At 65.7% G+C, this 17,919-nt stretch carries 2 protein-coding genes; one reads left to right on the top strand and one right to left on the bottom strand.

Annotated elements, in window-relative coordinates; genetic code table 11:
- The first annotated feature begins 54 nt into the window (after positions 1-54).
- Positions 55-8,766, top strand: coding sequence for an amino acid adenylation domain-containing protein (locus LVJ94_05650; protein WXB06717.1), 8,712 nt, complete (start codon positions 55-57; stop codon positions 8,764-8,766).
- Here LVJ94_05650 and LVJ94_05645 read toward each other — a convergent pair.
- Positions 8,704-17,871, bottom strand: coding sequence for an amino acid adenylation domain-containing protein (locus LVJ94_05645; GenBank protein ID WXB06716.1), 9,168 nt, complete (start codon positions 17,869-17,871; stop codon positions 8,704-8,706). The two genes, LVJ94_05650 and LVJ94_05645, sit on opposite strands and share 63 nt — an antisense overlap.
- Between the last annotated feature and the right edge of the window lie 48 nt (positions 17,872-17,919).

Genomic DNA, 17,919 nt, shown 5'->3' with positions numbered 1-17,919 from the left:
TCTCTGGTTGACCCTAAGCGCTAAGTCAATATGGTCTGATACGAGTTTCCAAAAATGGATGCGACAATCGAGACGAGCACCGTGACCCAATCGGCAGACGACGCAAACGCAGCGGGCCAGGCAAGCGAAGTGGAAGCGGAAAGTGAGTTGCGGGCCTTTCTGCGGGAAAGGCTGCCCGACTACATGGTCCCATCGGCGTTCGTCTTTCTGAAGTCGCTGCCCCTGAACGCCAACGGGAAAGTCGACAGGCGCGCTTTGCCGGATCCCGAATTCGGCGAAAGCCGCGTGCCTTACCTGCCCCCCGACTCCGCTCTCGAGAAGCTGATCGCCTCCATTTGGGCCGACGTCCTCGGGGTGTCCCGCGTCGGCGTCAACGACGACTTTTTCCAACTCGGCGGCCACTCCCTTTTGGTCACACGCGTCCTGTCCAAGCTCCGCGCCGCGCGCGGCGTTGAGCTCTCCGTGCGTACCTTCTTCGAGGATCCCTCCGTCCGCGGCGTCGCCAAAGCCGTCGAGTGTGCTCTGCGCACCGGGCCCGACGTGCCTCCCCTCGTCCCGCTCGCACGCTCGGAGGCGCCGCCGCTCTCCTTTGCCCAACAGCGACTCTGGTTTTTGGACCAACTCGAGCCGGGCAATCCCTTTTACAACATCCCCATGGCCCTGCGGGTCCGCGGCCAGCTCGACGTCGATGCCCTCGCTCGCAGCCTCGACTTTCTCCAGCTCCGCCACGAGGCCCTCCGCACCACCTTCCTCGCCCCTTCCGGCGATCCGCGCCAACATTTCGCCGAGGCTCCCGCGGCCACTCTTCACCGGATCGACTTGTCCTCCTCGGCTCCCGAGCAGCGCCTCGCCGAAGCCCACAGGCTGGCTCTTCTCGAGGCTCAGGCTCCCTTCGATCTCCAACGTGGACCCCTCCTGCGCGCTTGCTTGCTGCGCCTCGACTCCTCCGACGCTCTCCTCCTTCTCACCCTCCACCATATCGTCTCCGACGGCTGGTCCACCGGCGTCCTCGCTCGCGACTTGAGCCTCGCGTACCTCGCCTTCGCGAAAGGCGAGCAACCCCAGCTCCCTCCCCTTCCCATTCAATACGCCGACTTCGCCGCCTGGCAGCGACACTGGCTCCGCGGTGACGTCCTCCAGGCTGAAATCGACTGGTGGAAGCTCGCGCTGCTCGATGCCCCCCACGCCATCGAGCTCCCCACCGACAGGCCACGCCCAGCCATCCAATCGCACCGCGGCGCCCAGCTCGCCGCTCTCGTGCCAAAGCCGCTCGCCGATGCCCTTTCCGCACTCGCTCTGAGCGAAGGGGCCACCCCCTTCATGCTCCTCTTGGCCGCCTTCCAGCTCTTGCTCGCCAAGTACTCTGGACAGAACGACATCTGCGTCGGCTCCCCCATCTCCGGACGCACCCACGCCGAGACCGAAGGCCTCGTCGGATTCTTCGTCAACACCCTCGTCCTGCGCGCTCGCATCCTCCCTTCCATCTCCTTTCGCTCCCTCCTCGCTCAAGTTCGTTCCTCCGCTCTCTCCGCGTACGAGCACCAGCACCTCCCCTTCGAAAAGCTCGTCGAGGAGCTCCACCCCTCCCGCGATCCCAGCCGTACTCCCATCTTTCAAGTCGCGTTTGCCTTGCAGAACGCGCCCTTCGATGGTCTTTCGCTCCCCGGTCTGCGCTTCGAGCCGCTCGCGCCCGACAACGGCACCGCCAAATTCGATCTCACCCTCAACCTGGCAGAGACCCTCCAAGGCTTCGAGGGCTCATGGGAGTACAACACCGATCTGTTCGACGAGACGACGGTGGCACGGATGGCCGGCCACTTCGTCGTATTGCTCGAGGCGCTCGCCTCGCGCCACGCTCTGGACGCGCCCGTGGGCTCCCTCTCGCTCTTGACGTCGGCCGAGCGCCGGCAGCTGGCGCAATGGAATCGGACGGAGGTTGCCTACCCGCGTGGCCTCGTTCACCGCTTCTTCGAAGAGCAGGTGGACCGAACGCCCGACGCGGTAGCCCTCGTCGTTCAAGAGCAGATCTTCACGTACGCGGAGCTCGACGCGCAGGCCAACCAGCTTGCTCACTACCTGCGCGCTCAGGGCGTTTCGTCCGAGGCACGCGTCGGCGTTTGTCTGGAACGCTCCGCGGACCTCGTGGTGTCTCTCTTGGCCATCCTCAAAGCGGGGGGTGCGTACGTTCCACTCGATCCGGCGTATCCGCGCGAGCGGCTCGAGTGGATGCTCGAAGACGCACGCCCCGCCGCTGTGCTCACGAGCGAGGCTTTGCGCGTGCGCCTGCCGGCGCGCCAGCGCGTGATCCTTCTCGAAAGCCTCGGAGATCGCTCGGAGCTCCCTCGGACGCGGCCCATCGTGGACCTTTCGCTGGACAACCTTGCGTACGTCATTTTTACCTCCGGCAGCACCGGACGGCCCAAAGGGGCCATGAACACCCATCGAGCGGTGGCCAACCGCCTCTGGTGGATGCAAGACACCTTCGGCCTCGATGCAACCGACGTCGTTCTTCAGAAGACCCCTTTCGGCTTCGACGTCTCCGTTTGGGAATTTTTCTGGCCGCTCATGACCGGCGCGCGGCTGGTCGTCGCGAAACCCGGAGGCCATCAAGAGCCGAGCTATCTGGTCCAACGCATCGCCGAGGACGAGATCACCACCGTACACTTCGTCCCCTCGATGCTACGGGTCTTCCTCGAGGAGCCCCGTCTCGATGCGTGCCGCTCGCTCCGGCGCATTGTCTGCAGCGGAGAGGCCCTGTCGGTCGAGCTCCAGGAGCGCTGTCTGTCGCGTCTCCCGTGGGCCCAGTTGCACAACCTCTACGGTCCCACCGAAGCCGCGGTCGACGTCACCGCCCACGCGTGTTTTGCCTCCGAGGGACTTCGCTCGGTCCCCATCGGCCGCCCCATTGCCAATACGCAGATCCGCATCTTCGACGAGCATCTGCGCCCCGTCCCCGTCGGCGTCCCGGGAGAGCTCTACATCGCAGGCGTCCAGGTCGGACGCGGCTACCTCGATCGTCCCGGGTTGACCGCCGATCGCTTCGTGCCCGATCCGATGCCCTCGTCTCCTCTGGGGGGCGAGCGCCTTTACCGAACCGGAGATCTCGTCCGCTGGCTCCCGAACGGCGCCATCGAGTACCTCGGCAGGACCGACTTCCAAGTCAAGATTCGAGGCTTCCGCATCGAGCTGGGCGAGATCGAAGCGGCCATCGGACGCCACCCCGGCGTGCAGTCCGCGCTGGTGGTCGATCGACCCGTTGGGCAAGACGACAAGCGGCTCGTCGCTTACGTCGCGACCAAGGCACTCCCCGCGAACCATGAGCTCGACGCCGACGAGATGGACTTCGAGGACCTCGAACGCTCCACCTTCAACGAGACCTATGCGGAGCCAACCGCATCGATCGATCCGACGTTCGATACGTCCGGATGGGTCAGCAGTTTCACGCGACAGCCTTTCTCGGCGGAGGAGATGGGAGAATGGGTCGATGCAACGGTGACCCGCATTTTGTCGCACGCTCCGCGTCGGGTGTTGGAGCTCGGGTGCGGCACCGGTCTGCTTCTCTATCGGATCGCGCCCAAGGTCGAAGCGTACGTCGGCACCGACATCTCCGACGTGGCCATCGAGAGGATCGAGCAGCAGCTGCCGGAGCACGGACTGCGCGACCGCGTGACGCTTCATCTGCAGAGCGCCGACGACCTCAGTGACTTCTCGCCCGGTTCGTTCGATGCGGTCGTGCTGAACTCCGTCGTCCAGTACTTCCCGAGTGTGGAATATCTCTTGCGCGTGCTCGAGAAGGCCGCGGCGTTGGTTGGACCGGGCGGGTGCATCCACGTGGGTGACGTTCGTTCTCTCCCGCTGCTCGAGACCTTCCACGAGGAGCTTCAACGTCATTCTGCGCCGAGCACGATGAGCCGTGAGCTCATTCGACAGCGCGTCCGGCAGCGCGTCGAGGCGGAGCACGAGTTGTGTGTGGCGCCGGCCTTCTTCGCCGCGTTGGCTCGCCGCGGAGCCGGCATCGCCGGCGTCTTTGCCGAACTCAAAACGGGGCGGCAGTCAAATGAGATGTCGCGTTTCCGCTACGACGTGACGATTCACATCGGTCCGAAGGCAACGCCGGCCCTGACCGCCCGTGTCCTCGACTGGCGCAAGGAGCGGATGGATCTCGCACGGCTCGGAGGTTTGCTCGCGGAGGAAGAACCTTTGCAGCTGGCTTTCGAACACGTTCCGAATGCACGCCTTGCGAACTCCGGGGAGGACGGGATCGAACCGGAGGATCTGCGCGAGCGGGCCGCCGAGCTCGGGTACGACGTTCGAATCAGTTGCATCCGGCAGGATGCTTCGGGCGCGTTCGATCTGCTCTTGATGCGGCGGGACCAAGGTTCGTTCGGCGACGTCGCGTGGCCGGATGCGACGGGTGATCTCCCCGAGCGCGACTGGGCCAACCAGCCCCTCGCCGGGGCGAGGATGCGGGACCTCGGGCGGGAACTACCGACGTTCGTACGCAATCAGCTGCCCGACTACATGGTCCCATCGGCGTTCGTCTTTCTGAAGTCGCTGCCCCTGAACGCCAACGGGAAAGTCGACAGGCGCGCTTTGCCGGATCCCGAATTCGGCGAAAGCCGCTTGCCGTACGCGCCCCCCGACTCCGAACTCGAGAAGCAGATCGCTTCCATTTGGGAGGACGTCCTCGGGGTGTCCCGCGTCGGCGTCAACGACGACTTTTTCCAACTCGGCGGCCACTCCCTTTTGGTCACACGCGTCCTGTCCAAGCTCCGCGCCGCGCGCGGCGTCGAACTCTCCGTGCGCTCCTTCTTCGAGCATCCCTCCGTCCGCGGCGTCGCCAAAGCCGTCGAGGGTGCACTGCGCACCGGACCCGACGTGCCTCCCCTCGTCCCGCTCGCACGCTCGGAGGCGCCGCCGCTCTCCTTTGCCCAACAGCGACTCTGGTTTTTGGACCAACTCGAGCCGGGCAATCCCTTTTACAACGTCCCCATGGCCCTGCGGGTCCGCGGCCAGCTCGACGTCGATGCCCTCGCTCGCAGCCTCGACTTTCTCCAGGTCCGCCACGAGGCCCTCCGCACCACCTTCCTCGCCCCTTCCGGCGAACCGCACCAGCATTTCGCCGAGGCTCCCGCGGCCACTCTTCACCGGATCGACTTGTCCTCCTTGCTTCCCGAGCAGCGCCTCGCCGAAGCCCACAGGCTGGCTCTTCTCGAGGCTCAGGCTCCCTTCGATCTCCAACGGGGACCCCTCCTGCGCGCTTGCCTGCTGCGCCTCGACTCCTCCGACTCTCTCCTCCTTCTCACCCTCCACCATATCGTCTCCGACGGCTGGTCCACCGGCGTCCTCGCTCGCGACTTGAGCCTCGCGTACCTCGCCTTCGCAAAAGGCGAGCAACCCCAGCTCCCTCCCCTTCCCATTCAATACGCCGACTTCGCCGCCTGGCAGCGACACTGGCTCCGCGGTGACGTCCTCCAGGCTGAAATCGACTGGTGGAAGCTCGCACTGCTCGACGCCCCCCACGCCATCGAGCTCCCCACCGACAGGCCTCGCCCGGCCATCCAATCGCACCGCGGCGCCCAGCACGCCGCACTCGTCCCAAAGCCGCTCGCCGATGCCCTTTCCTCTCTCGCTCTGAGCGAAGGGGCCACCCCCTTCATGCTCCTCTTGGCCGCCTTCCAGCTCTTGCTCGCCAAGTACTCTGGACAGAGCGACATCTGCGTCGGCTCCCCCATCTCCGGTCGCACCCACACCGAGACCGAAGGCCTCGTCGGCTTCTTCGTCAACACCCTCGTCCTACGCGCTCGCATCCTCCCTTCCATCTCCTTTCGCGCCCTCCTCGCTCAAGTTCGTTCCTCTGCTCTCTCCGCGTACGAGCACCAGCACCTCCCCTTCGAAAAGCTCGTCGAGGAACTCCACCCCTCCCGCGATCCCAGCCGTACTCCCATCTTTCAAGTCATGTTCGTGCTGCAGAACACGCCCCCCATCGAGATCCGCCAGACCGATCTCGAGCTCACCTCACTTTCACTCGAGAGTTCCGTCGCGAAGTTCGACCTCACGTTGATGATCCACGAGAGTGACCGAGGTCTGGAAGCGAACTTCGAATATGCTACGTCTCTTTTCGACGCGGCGACCATCGAGCGCATGGCGAAGCATTTCCAGCGGCTGCTCGAAAGCCTCACCCGCGCGCCGGATGCTCCCGTCGTGAGCATCACGCTCCTGGACGATGACGAGCGAGCGCATTGGCTGCGCTCCGCCCATGGCGCTCCCCTCCTCGATGTCCCCGGGCATCGCACCATCGTCGATTGGTTCGAGAAGGGCGTCGCGAAACACCCCGAGGCCCCGGCCGTGACCTTCAGCCCGACGACACTCTCGTACGCCATGCTCAACGCGCGCGCCAACCAGCTCGCCCATCGCCTACGGAAGCTCGGCGTCGGTCTCGACGTTCCCGTGGGCCTCTACCTCGAGCGCTCCCCCGCGATGGTGATCGCCGTTCTAGCTGTGCTGAAGGCGGGAGGCGCCTACGTTCCTCTGGACGCCCATCATCCCGAGCCGCGTCTCGCGTTCATGCTCGAAGATACGCGAGCGCCGGTGCTTCTGACCCAGCGGAAGCTCGTCGACAAGGTCGCGAGCTATGCGGGCACCCGAATCGTTCTGGATGCCGAAGATACCTTCGACGAGAGCACCGCGAATCTCGCACACCCGATCCCGGGCGCTGCGCTTGCGTACGTGATCTACACGTCGGGCTCCACCGGGAACCCGAAAGGCGTGATGCTCAGCCACGGCGCGTTGCTCCACTACCTCGCGTGGAGCACGGAGCGCTACGACGCGGGCTCCGGGGGAGCCCCGGTGCATTCGCCTTTGGGATTCGATCTGACCGTGACGAGCTTGTTCGGCCCTCTCCTCAACGGGCAGCGGGTCGTGCTCCTTCCGGAGTCGGCGGACGTGGACGAGCTCTCGAGCGCCCTGGCGACGAACGAGGGCTTCTCGCTGGTGAAGCTGACGCCGGCGCATCTGCAAGCGCTGGTCGAACCTCTGCGCACGTCCCCTTCGGCCTCGCTCGCGCGAACCTTCGTGGTGGGCGGCGAGTCACTCTCCACCGAGAGCCTCGCGTTCTGGCGTGCGCATGCACCGGCCCTTCGCATCATCAACGAATACGGCCCCACGGAAGCGGCCGTCGGTTGTTGCATCTATGAAGTGCCGGCCGAACTTCCAACGTCCGCCACCGTCCCCATTGGAGAGCCGACCCCCAATACGCAGCTCTTCGTCCTCGATGCACGCTTCGAACCGGTACCCACGGGTGTCGTTGGAGAACTCTTCATCGGTGGCCCGCAATTGGCTCGCGGTTATCTCGGACGACCCGATCTCACCGCCGAGGCCTTCGTTCCCCACCCGTTCGGGAAGGGCGAGCGTCTCTATCGAACGCGCGATCTCGTGCGGCGTCGGGCGGATGGGCATCTCGAGTTTCTCGGCCGCCTCGATCACCAGATCAAGCTTCGTGGCTTCCGCATCGAGCTCGGTGAGATCGAGGCGAATCTTCTGGCACTTCCGGGCGTGAAGGAGTGCGCGGTCCTCGCCCGCGAAGACCGGCCCGGCGACAAGCGCCTCGTTGCCTACGTCGTGGGTCGCGACCCCATGTCACGGGACGATCTTCGCCAAGCGCTGGCCACCCGTCTCCCGGAGTACATGATCCCAAGCGCCTTCGTCTTTTTGGATGCGCTCCCCCTCACCACCAATGGAAAGCTTCATCGCAAAGCGCTCCCCGCGCCCGAAGTCACGGCGCGCGCAGCGTACGAGCCGCCTCGCTCGGACCACGAACGGGCGCTCGCGGAGATGTGGGCGGAAGTCCTTGGCATCCCGCGCGTGGGTCGAGACGACGATTTCTTTGAGCTCGGTGGTCACTCGCTGCTGGTGCCCCGGCTCGTGTCCAAAGTGCGCGCAGCATTCTCGGTGGATCTGCCCGTGCGAGCACTGTTCGAAAATCCGACCGTGAGCACCTTGGCGCGCGCGATCGAGCAGCCACAGGAGGCCCCTTTGGGTCCCACCCTGGTGCGCCTCGTTGCGGGGGCACCGGCTCGAAGGCCGCTGTTCTTCGTCCATGGCGCGGGTGGCAGTGCGTCCGTGTATTTGCACTTGGCGCGGCACCTGGGCGGTGGAACGCCGTTCTACGGGCTGAATGCTCCGGAGCCTGGCACGACCCTCTCTGCGACCACGATCGAGAGCATGGCCGAAGAGTACGTGCGCGCGATCCGCGGCGTTCAGCCCCGGGGGCCCTACGTTCTGGGTGGCTGGTCGCTGGGCGGTGTGATGGCGTTCGAAATGGCGCGGCAGCTCGAGGCGAGCGGCGAGCGGGTGGCGCTCTTGGTTTTGCTCGACTCCTTCGCCCCCAGCGGAGAATCCCACCTTGCGCGCGAAGACGCCGACGAGTTCGAGCTCCGGGCCGAGTTCGGCACGACGTTGGGCATCCCCTGGCACGAACTGCAAGCTTCCGACATGGATCAGGTCGAGCGCCTCTATGCGCGCTTCAAACAGCTGATCGAAGCGCAACACCGCTACACCCCACGCGCGAGCTCGATCCCCACGGTGCTCTTCGCGGCACGCGCGACCGGTGAAGCCGTCTCCGTCGACCGGGGCTGGCGACGATGGCTTTCCGACTCGCTATCGGTCCAGGCGATCGAAGGCGATCATACTTCTCTTCTCAAGCTACCCCACGTCGCCCGATTGGGGCAGATGCTGGCCCGATGCTTGAGCGACGTAGGCGACTAGCCGCACGTCTCCTGGAGCGTGCTCGTGGGCGACGAGCACGCAATCGCGAACGGAAGGGTGCGACCGCAACACGGCCTCGATCTCCGCGAGCTCGACGCGAAGCCCGCGCAGCTTCACCTGCTGGTCGCGCCGCCCCAGGAATTCGATGGCACCATCTTCTCGGAAGCGCGCGAGATCGCCCGTTCGATAGAGGCGTGCGCCGGCGCGACCGCTGAAGGGATCGGGTACGAATTGCGCGGACGTCAGCCCCGGCCGGGCGATGTAGCCGCGGGCAAGCTGGACCCCGCCGATCAACAACTCGCCCGGAACCCCCACCGGAACGGGGTTCATGAACGGGTCCACGATGTAGAGCTCCGTGTTGTCGATGGGGCGCCCGATAGGGACCGCATTCGTGCCATCCGAACGCCGACATTCCCAAGCGCTCACGTCGATGGAGGCTTCCGTTGGACCGTAGAGATTGTAGAGCGGCGCGTCCATCTGCTCGAAGAATCGCGCCTGCAGATCGCCGGAGAGCGCCTCACCGCTGCAGACAACGGCTCGCAGCGAGGCGAGTTTCGGCCCTTGCTGCCCGTGTCCATCGAGGAAACTCCGCAACATGGAGGGGACGAAGTGAACGATGGTGATCCCTTCGCGTTCGATCAAGGCGCGAAGGTACCCCGGATCGCGGTGTCCATCGGGCCGGGCAAGAACCAGCCGCGCCCCCATCATCAACGGCCAGAGAAATTCCCATACGGACACGTCGAACGTGTACGGCGTCTTCTGCAAAACGCGGTCGCGCGGCGTCAGATGAAATCGAGACTGCATCCAGCGAAGGCGGTTGTGGAGCCCCCCGTGCTCGAGCAAGCTCCCCTTCGGCGTGCCGGTCGAGCCGGAGGTGTAGAGTACATAGGCCAGGTTTTGGACCGATACCTTCGGCAGCGTCGCGTTCTGGCGAGGAGGGGGCGGACCGGAGACGTCGAGCTCGAGTAGGCCGATCTCCAAGGACTGCAGACGCGGCGCCAGCAAGGTCGAGGTCAGCAGGACACGAGGCCGGGCCTCTTCGAGGATCGCGCGGCTTCGTGCGATAGGGTGCGCGGTGTCGAGTGGAAGATAGGCCGCCCCCGCCTTGAGAACGCCGAGAATGGCCACCACCATCTCGAGGGACCGCTCGAAAAATAGCGCCACTCGGTCGTCCGGCTCGACCCCCACGGCAAGAAGTCGATCGGCGACGGCATCGGAGTGAGCGTCCAGTTGGGCATAGCTGAGCACCTCCCCTTCGAAGACCAAGGCCACCGCGTCGGGGGCCCGCGCGGCTTGCGCGGAGATGAGATCGTGCACGCACGCGAGCGCACCCGCGAACTCGGTCGCGTTGAAGCCGCGCACCACCTGCTCGAGCTCCTCGGATGGAAGCATGGTCAGTTCGGAGAGCGGCGCACGAGGCTCGGCGAGCAGCGCATCGATGAACACGAGTCCGCGGGCAAGCAGCGCGTTCAATCGATCCGACGAGAAGCTCGCCTCGTCGAACGTCAACACCAGCTCGATGGCCTGTCCGGGATAGACCGCCACATGAAGGGGATAGCCGGTGCGCGGGACCGGCGGCCGTAGGAGCTCGAAGAGCGCCCGCGAAGGATCGGTCCCCGGACGCGCTTCGGGGTCGAAGACGAACACGCTCTCGAACGGAAGCTGCCCAGCTACGCCGCCAAGCCATCCGTGAATGCTGGCAAGCGGAACGCCCTCGAACTCGCGGAGGGCGAGTAGCTCCGCCTGCAGCTGCGAGAACCACTCCAGCGCGGAACCGGCATCGCGGAGCGAAATGGTGGCGGGGAGCGTGTTGATGAAGAGCCCCACGCGCTCGTCCATGGCCGGGAGTGGGCACGAGCGTCCCGACACCAATGTGCCGAACGTCACCCGCTCCTCGCCCGAGTGACGCGCCAGCAACACGCCCCAGAGCCCTTGGAACAGCGTGGCCAAGGTCAGGTTGGCCGATGCCGCGAGCTGCGCCAGGGCCGCCGAACGCTCCCGCCCGAGCGAGGCACTCACCTGACCATACGTGGCTCCCTCCGGACGAACGCGCAGGGGCTCGGTCGACCCGAAGAGCCGCCCACCGATGCGTCCATCGGGGAGACGCGCGCGAAAATACGCGCGTGCCGCCGACAGATCGTACGCCGACTGCCAAGTCACGAACTCGGAATAAGGGTAAGCCGGCGGAAGGTGCACGTTCTGGCCGCTCGACCAAGCTTCACAGAGCCGCGCCACCTCGGAGAGTACGGTCGCCGCACTCGAGCCATCGAGAATGGCGTGGTGGAGCGTCCAGAGCAGCCACACCTCCCCATTCGATCGGCGCAACGCGCGCAGCCGGAAAAGAGGACCGCGCTCGTAGTCGAGCGGGGATGCCAGGTCATCCTCGCAAATCGCCGCCATCGGCCGGTCGTCATCGTTCCACGCGATTTGCACGCCGGACTCCTCCGGCACGTGAAAGATGACGCCTTCGCGGTCGTGCCACGCCATGCGCGCCCGGAGCACTTCGTGCCGCGCCTGCACCACCGACCATGCCTGTTCGAGCACATCGGGCGCAACGGCGCGGGTGAGTCGATAAAGGTATTGCTCAACGTACTCGTGAGCCTGCGGAGACGACGTGGCGTGAAAGAGCAGCCCGCGCTGCATGGGCGTGAGCGAAAGATCGCGCGCCCCCCCGTCGGCTGCGGCCGGAAGCACGCGGGGCTCGGCGGCTGAACGTCGTGCGACGCGGGCAAGAGCGCGCACGTTCGGGTGCTCGAACGCGTCGCGTACCCCGAACAGCATCCCGGCCTCTCTCCCGCGCGCCACCGCACGCGCGACGGCCAACGAATCGGCCCCGGCCCCGAACAGGTTGGTGTCGACGTCGAGTGTCGGTCGCCCCAGCGCCGCACGCCAGATGGCGAGCAGCCTCGACTCCGGATCGCCTTCCTCGGCGAGCGCCCCGTCGCCTTCGTCGGTACTCGTCAAAAGCGACGGTAGCTTGGTGCGATCAATCTTGCCGTTGGGCGTGGTCGGGAGAGCCGGCAGCGACGCGAAGGCGGTGGGGAGCAAGAACGCGGGCAACGTCTGCCCGAGCCACTCGCGCAGCACCGCGTCCGGTATCGGCAACCCGGCAGGAACGACGAACGCCACGAGATGCCGGACGCCGTGTGCATCGGTCTCGACCGATACCACGACGTCTTTCACTCCGGGCGCCTGGCGAAGGGCCGATTCGACCTCTCCGGGTTCGACGCGAACACCGCGGATCTTCAGCTGAAAGTCGACGCGTCCGAGCCACTCGATCTCTCCCGAGCGGCGGTGGCGCACCCGATCGCCCGTTCGATACATGCGCGCACCAGGCGACGCCGAAAAAGGATCCGGCAGAAAACGCTCGGCCGTGAGTCCGGGCCTGCCGAAATACCCTAGGGCAACACCGTCACCACCGATGTAGAGCTCACCGATCACCGCCGGTGGCAACATCTCGAGATCGGGACCGAGAACGTACAGCGTGTTGTTGGCGAGTGGCCGGCCAAGCCCAATTCGATCGTCGCCTGCGCGCACGCGGCTCGCCGACGACCAGACCGCCGTCTCCGTGGGACCATACATGTTCCACAGCTCGCCACCCACCTCGAGCAGCCGCACGGCCAGATCCATCGGAAGGCTCTCGCCCCCCGAGAGCACCTTCAGCCCGGGGACGCCCGAAAAGCCCATGTCGAGATACATTCGCCAGGCGGTCGGGGTGGCCTGAAAAATGGTCGGGCCAAGTGTCTTCATGGCGCGCTCGAGCAGCGCAGGATCGCTCCCCACGTGCTCGAGAAGTAGAACCTGACCACCGAGGATCAGCGGCAGATACAACTCCGGCACCGAGATGTCGAACGAGAGCGTGGTGGTCGCCAGCCAGCGATCGGCCGCGGTCAGTTCGAGCGTGTGCGCCATCGCGTGAAGCACGTTCACCACGGCCTTGTGCGATACGACGACGCCCTTGGGCAAACCGGTCGAGCCCGATGTGTAAAGCACGTAACATGGCGCCCCGGCGTCCCCCGAGGTTTGGATCGGCCCAGCATCGTAGGGGCTCGATGCGCCCAACACGTCGCTTCGATCGAGCAGGACCGTCGGCACACCGTCGGGCATGAGCGGCGCGAACTCGGAGACGGTGAGCGCCACCGCCGGAGCCGAGTCCTCGAGCATCCATTTGACCCGGTTGGCCGGAAAGCGCGGATCGATCGGCACGTACGCGGCGCCCGCCTTGAGAACGCCGAGAAGCACCATCAGCAGCTCGGGGGTGCGCGGCAAGCAGATGGCCACCCTCGATCCGTGCGACACGCCGTGCTCCACCAAAAGCCGCGCCATGCGGTTGGCGCCGCGTTCGAGCTCACGGTAGGAGACGCTCTCGGCCAAGGTGACCACGGCCGGTGCGTCGGGAGTGCGCTCCGCCACGGCCGCGATCAGAGATTCCAATCGCGCGGTGTGCGGGACTTCGAGCGGCGACCGGTTCCACGCCAAGAGCTGGCGATGGCCTGCATCGTCCAACATGCGGAGTTGGTCGATGCGGCGCGAGGGGTCGCCAAGCGCGTCGGTAAGCATCACCTCGAACGCCGCGAGCCAACCGTCGACCGTCTCTTTGTCGAAGAGATCCGAATCGTATTCGCAATCGAGCTCGAATCGGTCTTTCCCGGTGAAGACGGTGAGCGTCAGGTCGAAGGTGGAGGTCCCCGCTTCGATCTGCACGGGGCTGGCGCGCAGGTCCGAGAAAACCTCGAGTGGCGCGGTCTCGTGGTGCACGAGCATCACTTGAAACAGCGGTGTATGGCTGGTGGAGCGCTCGGGGTTCACGGCATCCACCAGCCGCTCGAAGGGGACGTCCTGATGGGCGTACGCCGAAAGGCTCGTCGCCTTGACCCGCGCGAGGAGCGTTTCGAACGACTCGTGGGGGGCGACCGTCGTGCGCAGCACCAACGTGTTGACGAAGCAGCCGATCAGCCCCTCGAACTCGGCCAGATTCCGCCCCGAAATGGGGGAGCCCACCGCGAAATCCGACTGCCCTGAAAGCCGGAACATCAGCGCGTCGAAGGCGGCCAATAGAACCATGAACGGCGTCACACCCGTGCGCGTGCTGCTTTGCTGCAGTGCCGCGTGAAGGGAGACCGGCAGCGGTCGCGAGGTCGTCCCGCCCACGTAGCGCTTGCGGGCGGGCCGTGCGCGATCCGAAGGGAGTTCCAACACGGGAAGCGAACCCGCGAGCTGCTCCTTCCAATAGCGAAGCGACTCTTCGAAGGCCTCCCCTTCCGCGACCTGCCGCTGCCAGGCCGCATAGTCCACGTACTGAAAGGGCAAGGGCGAAAGCTTCGCCGACTCGGCATCCCCACGCGCATGGTAAAGCTGCGCGAGCTCACGCCGAAGAATCTCCAGCGACCAGCCGTCCGCCGCGGCGTGATGGATCGAGAGGACCAGCACGTGCTCGCCCGATCCGACCTCGCAGAGCGAGGCTCGGAACAAGGGACCGCGCGCGAGCTCGAAGGGTCGATCGGCCCATTCCCGAAGCTGCGCGTGAAGTGCGGATTCGCGAAGCTCGGGGGCGACCGCCGACAGCCAAGCGCGCTCCAACGTCACGGGGATCGAGGCATCGATGATCGGGTGTGGCTCGCCATCGACCGTTTGCAATCGCGTGCGAAGGGATTCGTGTCGCAGAACCAGGGCTCCGAGCGCGGCCTCGAGTGCGTCCACGTCCAGCGGCCCCGTGAGACGCACGGCCAACCCCATGTTGTAGAAGGGGTTGTCCGTCTCGAGCTGATCGAGGAACCACAGTCGTTGCTGCGCGAAGGACAGCGCCAGCGGCGCGTCCCGATCCACGGAACGCAGCGGCGGAAGGTTGCTTCGCGGCAGACGCTCGAGCGCCCCCGCGAGCTCGCCGACCGATGGATGCTCGAACAGCGCTTTGATGGGGACGGCTCGCCCTGTCGCATCACGGATCCGCGCGACGAGCTGGGTGGCCAAGAGCGAGTGCCCGCCGAGAGCGAAGAAGCTGCTGCTCGTGCCGATACGCGGGACGCCGAGGACCTGGGAGAAGAGCCGCATGAGCAGGAGCTCCAGCGGGGACTTGGGCGCCACGTCGTCTTCCTCGGGGATGGCCAAGGGATCCGGGTCCGGGAGCGCGCGCCGATCCACCTTCTTGTTGGGCGACAGGGGCAGCGCGGCGAGCGTGACGAAGGCGCTCGGGAGCATGAAGTCCGGTAGCCGCGCCGCCGCAAACGCCCTGAGCTCACGAATCGAAAGGTCGTCCGTGCGCGGAACGACATAGGCGACCAAGCGCTTTCCGCCCGTCGTTGGATCCGCTTTGTCGGAGACCGCGCATTCACGGATGCCGGGATACGCCGCCAACACGGCCTCGACCTCGGCCAGCTCCACGCGGAAGCCACGGATCTTCACCTGCTGATCGACGCGGCCCAGGTAGTCGAGGTTCCCATCGGGGCGAAAGCGCGCGAGATCGCCCGTCCGATACATCCGACTGCCGGGAGGCCCCAGCGGATCGGGCAGGAAACGCTCGGCGGTGAGCCCTGGTCGGTCGTAGTAGCCACGTGCCAGGCCAGGACCGGAAAGGTAGACCTCTCCCGGCACGCCGACACCGACCAGTTTCAGGTGGCGATCGAGCAAGTACACCGAGGTGTCATGCAGAGCGCGGCCGATGGGCGGAACGGCGGAAATGTCATCGACCGAGCCGGACTGCTCCCACCACGTCGCGACATGGGTCTCGGTGGGGCCGTAATGATTGAGCAGCCGGCAGCCGGGCACCCGATGCAGGAACTCGCGCATCTCGTCGGTGACGCGCAGCTGTTCACCGGCACAGATGATCTCACGGAGCACGAGGGCGCGAGCAAGGCCCCGCGCGACCTGCGCCAAATGCCGCAGCGCGACCACTGGGACGAAGAGGCGCTCGACCTGTTCGCTTTCCAGGAGTTCGTGGAGCGCGACCGCGTCGGTCCGCTGTTCCTCGGTGACGAGCACCAGGGTTCCCGCCGTCGCCCACGTGGAGAAGATCTCCTGAAACGAAACGTCGAACGAAGGAGACGCGAACTGCAGCGTTCGAGTCCCCGCGCTGGCCATCGACGTCCGCGTCTGCCACGCGAGCAGGTTGCAGAGGGCCCCGTGCGACAGGGCCACGCCTTTCGGCTGGCCGGTGGATCCCGACGTGTACATGACGTACGCGAGGTTCGCCGCCTTCGGCCCGAGGACTGCACCGCGCGCGGCATCGAGGAACGACCCGTCCAAGCGGAGCAACCGGTCATGCCATTCCGATGGAACAGCGCCCGCCACCTCCGAGCTGGCAAGGACCACCGGCGCGCGCGTCTCTTCGAGCATGAAGCGAATTCGGGCCGTGGGATACGTGGAGTCGATCGGCAGATACGCTCCACCTGCACGGAGGATCGCGAGCATCCCAATCAGCATCTCGAAGGAGCGCTCGACGACCAACCCGACGACAACGTCGGGCCCCACACCTCGCGCGGCCAAGATCTCCGCCAGCCCGTGCGCTCTCGCGTGGAGCTCGCGGTAGGTCAGGGTCTCCCCGCCCAGGCGTGCCGCCACGGCATCGGGTGCACGCTGGACGGTCGACTCCACCCAAGCCACCACGGTCGAATGCGGCTGCGGCCCGAATCGCTCTCCCGCCCATTCCACGAGAAGGCGATGGCGCTGGGCTGCATCGAGGAGATCCAGTTGCGAGAGCGGCGTGTCCGGCGCCTCGACGACAGCCCCGAGCAAACGCTGAAATTGCGCCACCATGTGCGCGATCGTTTCCCCGTCGAACAGCTCGGTCGCATACTCGAGCGATCCGCGCACCGCGGGCTCTGCGTCGTCGAGCGAGAGCACCAGATCGAAATGTGCGGCACCGTTGTGGATCAGCAGAGGATCGAGCGACGCCCCCGGCAAGGCTAGGCCCCGGAGCGGAGCGTTCTGCAAGACGAAGAGCACTTGAAAGATCGGCGTATGGCGGAGCGCACGCTCGGGTCGAAGCGCTTCGACGAGGCGCTCGAACGGAATGTCCTGATGCGCATAGGCTCCGAGCGCCGTCTCGCGAACGCGCGACACCAACTGGCGAAAGCCGATATCGCCCGAGACCGCGGTCCGCAGCGGCAGCGTATTCACGAAGAAGCCAATCAAGCTCTCCAATTCGCGGTGCGTACGCCCGGCGACGGGCGTACCGACGACGATGTCTTCCTGGCCGGACACGTGCGCAAGGAATGCCTTCCACGCGGCCAGCAAAACCATGAACAGCGTGGCCCCTTCTCGCCGCGCCAGCGCGCGCAAACGATCCGACAGGTCGACGGGAATCGCAATGTCATGCATGGCTCCAGCGGCCGACTGCGCCGGCGGGCGCGGGCGATCCGTGGGGAGTTCCAGCACCGCGGGTGCACCCGAGAGCTGCTGACGCCAATAGGTGAGTTGCTCCTCGTAGACTCGTTCGCGCTCTGGCGCGCGCTGCCATCGTGCGTAATCGGCATATTGCAATTGCAATGGAGGCAATCGAAGCTCCTGCCCCTCCAGCGCGGCCGAATACAACGCGACGATCTCCTGGACCAATACACCGGTCGACCATCCATCGGTGACGATATGATGCGCCGTCAATAGAATCACGTAATCGGATTCATCGAGCGTCACCAACGCCGCGCGCAAGAGCGGCGGGCGCGCGAGATCGAACGGCTCGCGGGCATGCTCGAGAGCACGCTCGCGCATGGCAACCTCGCGCTGTTCGCGCGCGATCCCTCGTAGGTCGATGCGCTCGAACGGCAAATGGACGTGGGGAAGGACCTTCTGCGACGCCGTTCCGTTCTCGGTCACCAGCGCCGTTCGGAGAATGTCGTGACGGCCGACGACCTGCATGAGCGCTCGTTCGAACGCCAGGGCGTCCAGTTTTCCGTGTACGCGCAAGAAATCGGCAATATTGTACGTCGGCCTGCCCGGCTCGAGCTGCTCGAGAAACCACAGTCCTTGCTGCGCAAACGATAGAGGCGCGGGCTCCGTTGATTCGCCACGCGAGATACGGATCGATGCGACGGCGGGCGCCTTGCCCTTCAAACGACGCTCGAGCAGTGCGCGCCGAGCCGCCGAGTCCTGCACGGGCTTGTGGTCATTCATGTGTAGCGATGTTCTATACGAGAATGGGCATAGCGATCCGTTTTCCAT

It is taken from the genome of Sorangiineae bacterium MSr11367 (genome assembly GCA_037157805.1).
In the GTDB taxonomy this organism is placed as follows: Bacteria; Myxococcota_A; Polyangia; order Polyangiales; family Polyangiaceae; genus Pendulispora; species Pendulispora rubella.
The sequence above is the reverse complement of the archived record's forward strand: the minus strand, read 5'-3'. Positions and strand labels throughout refer to the sequence as shown.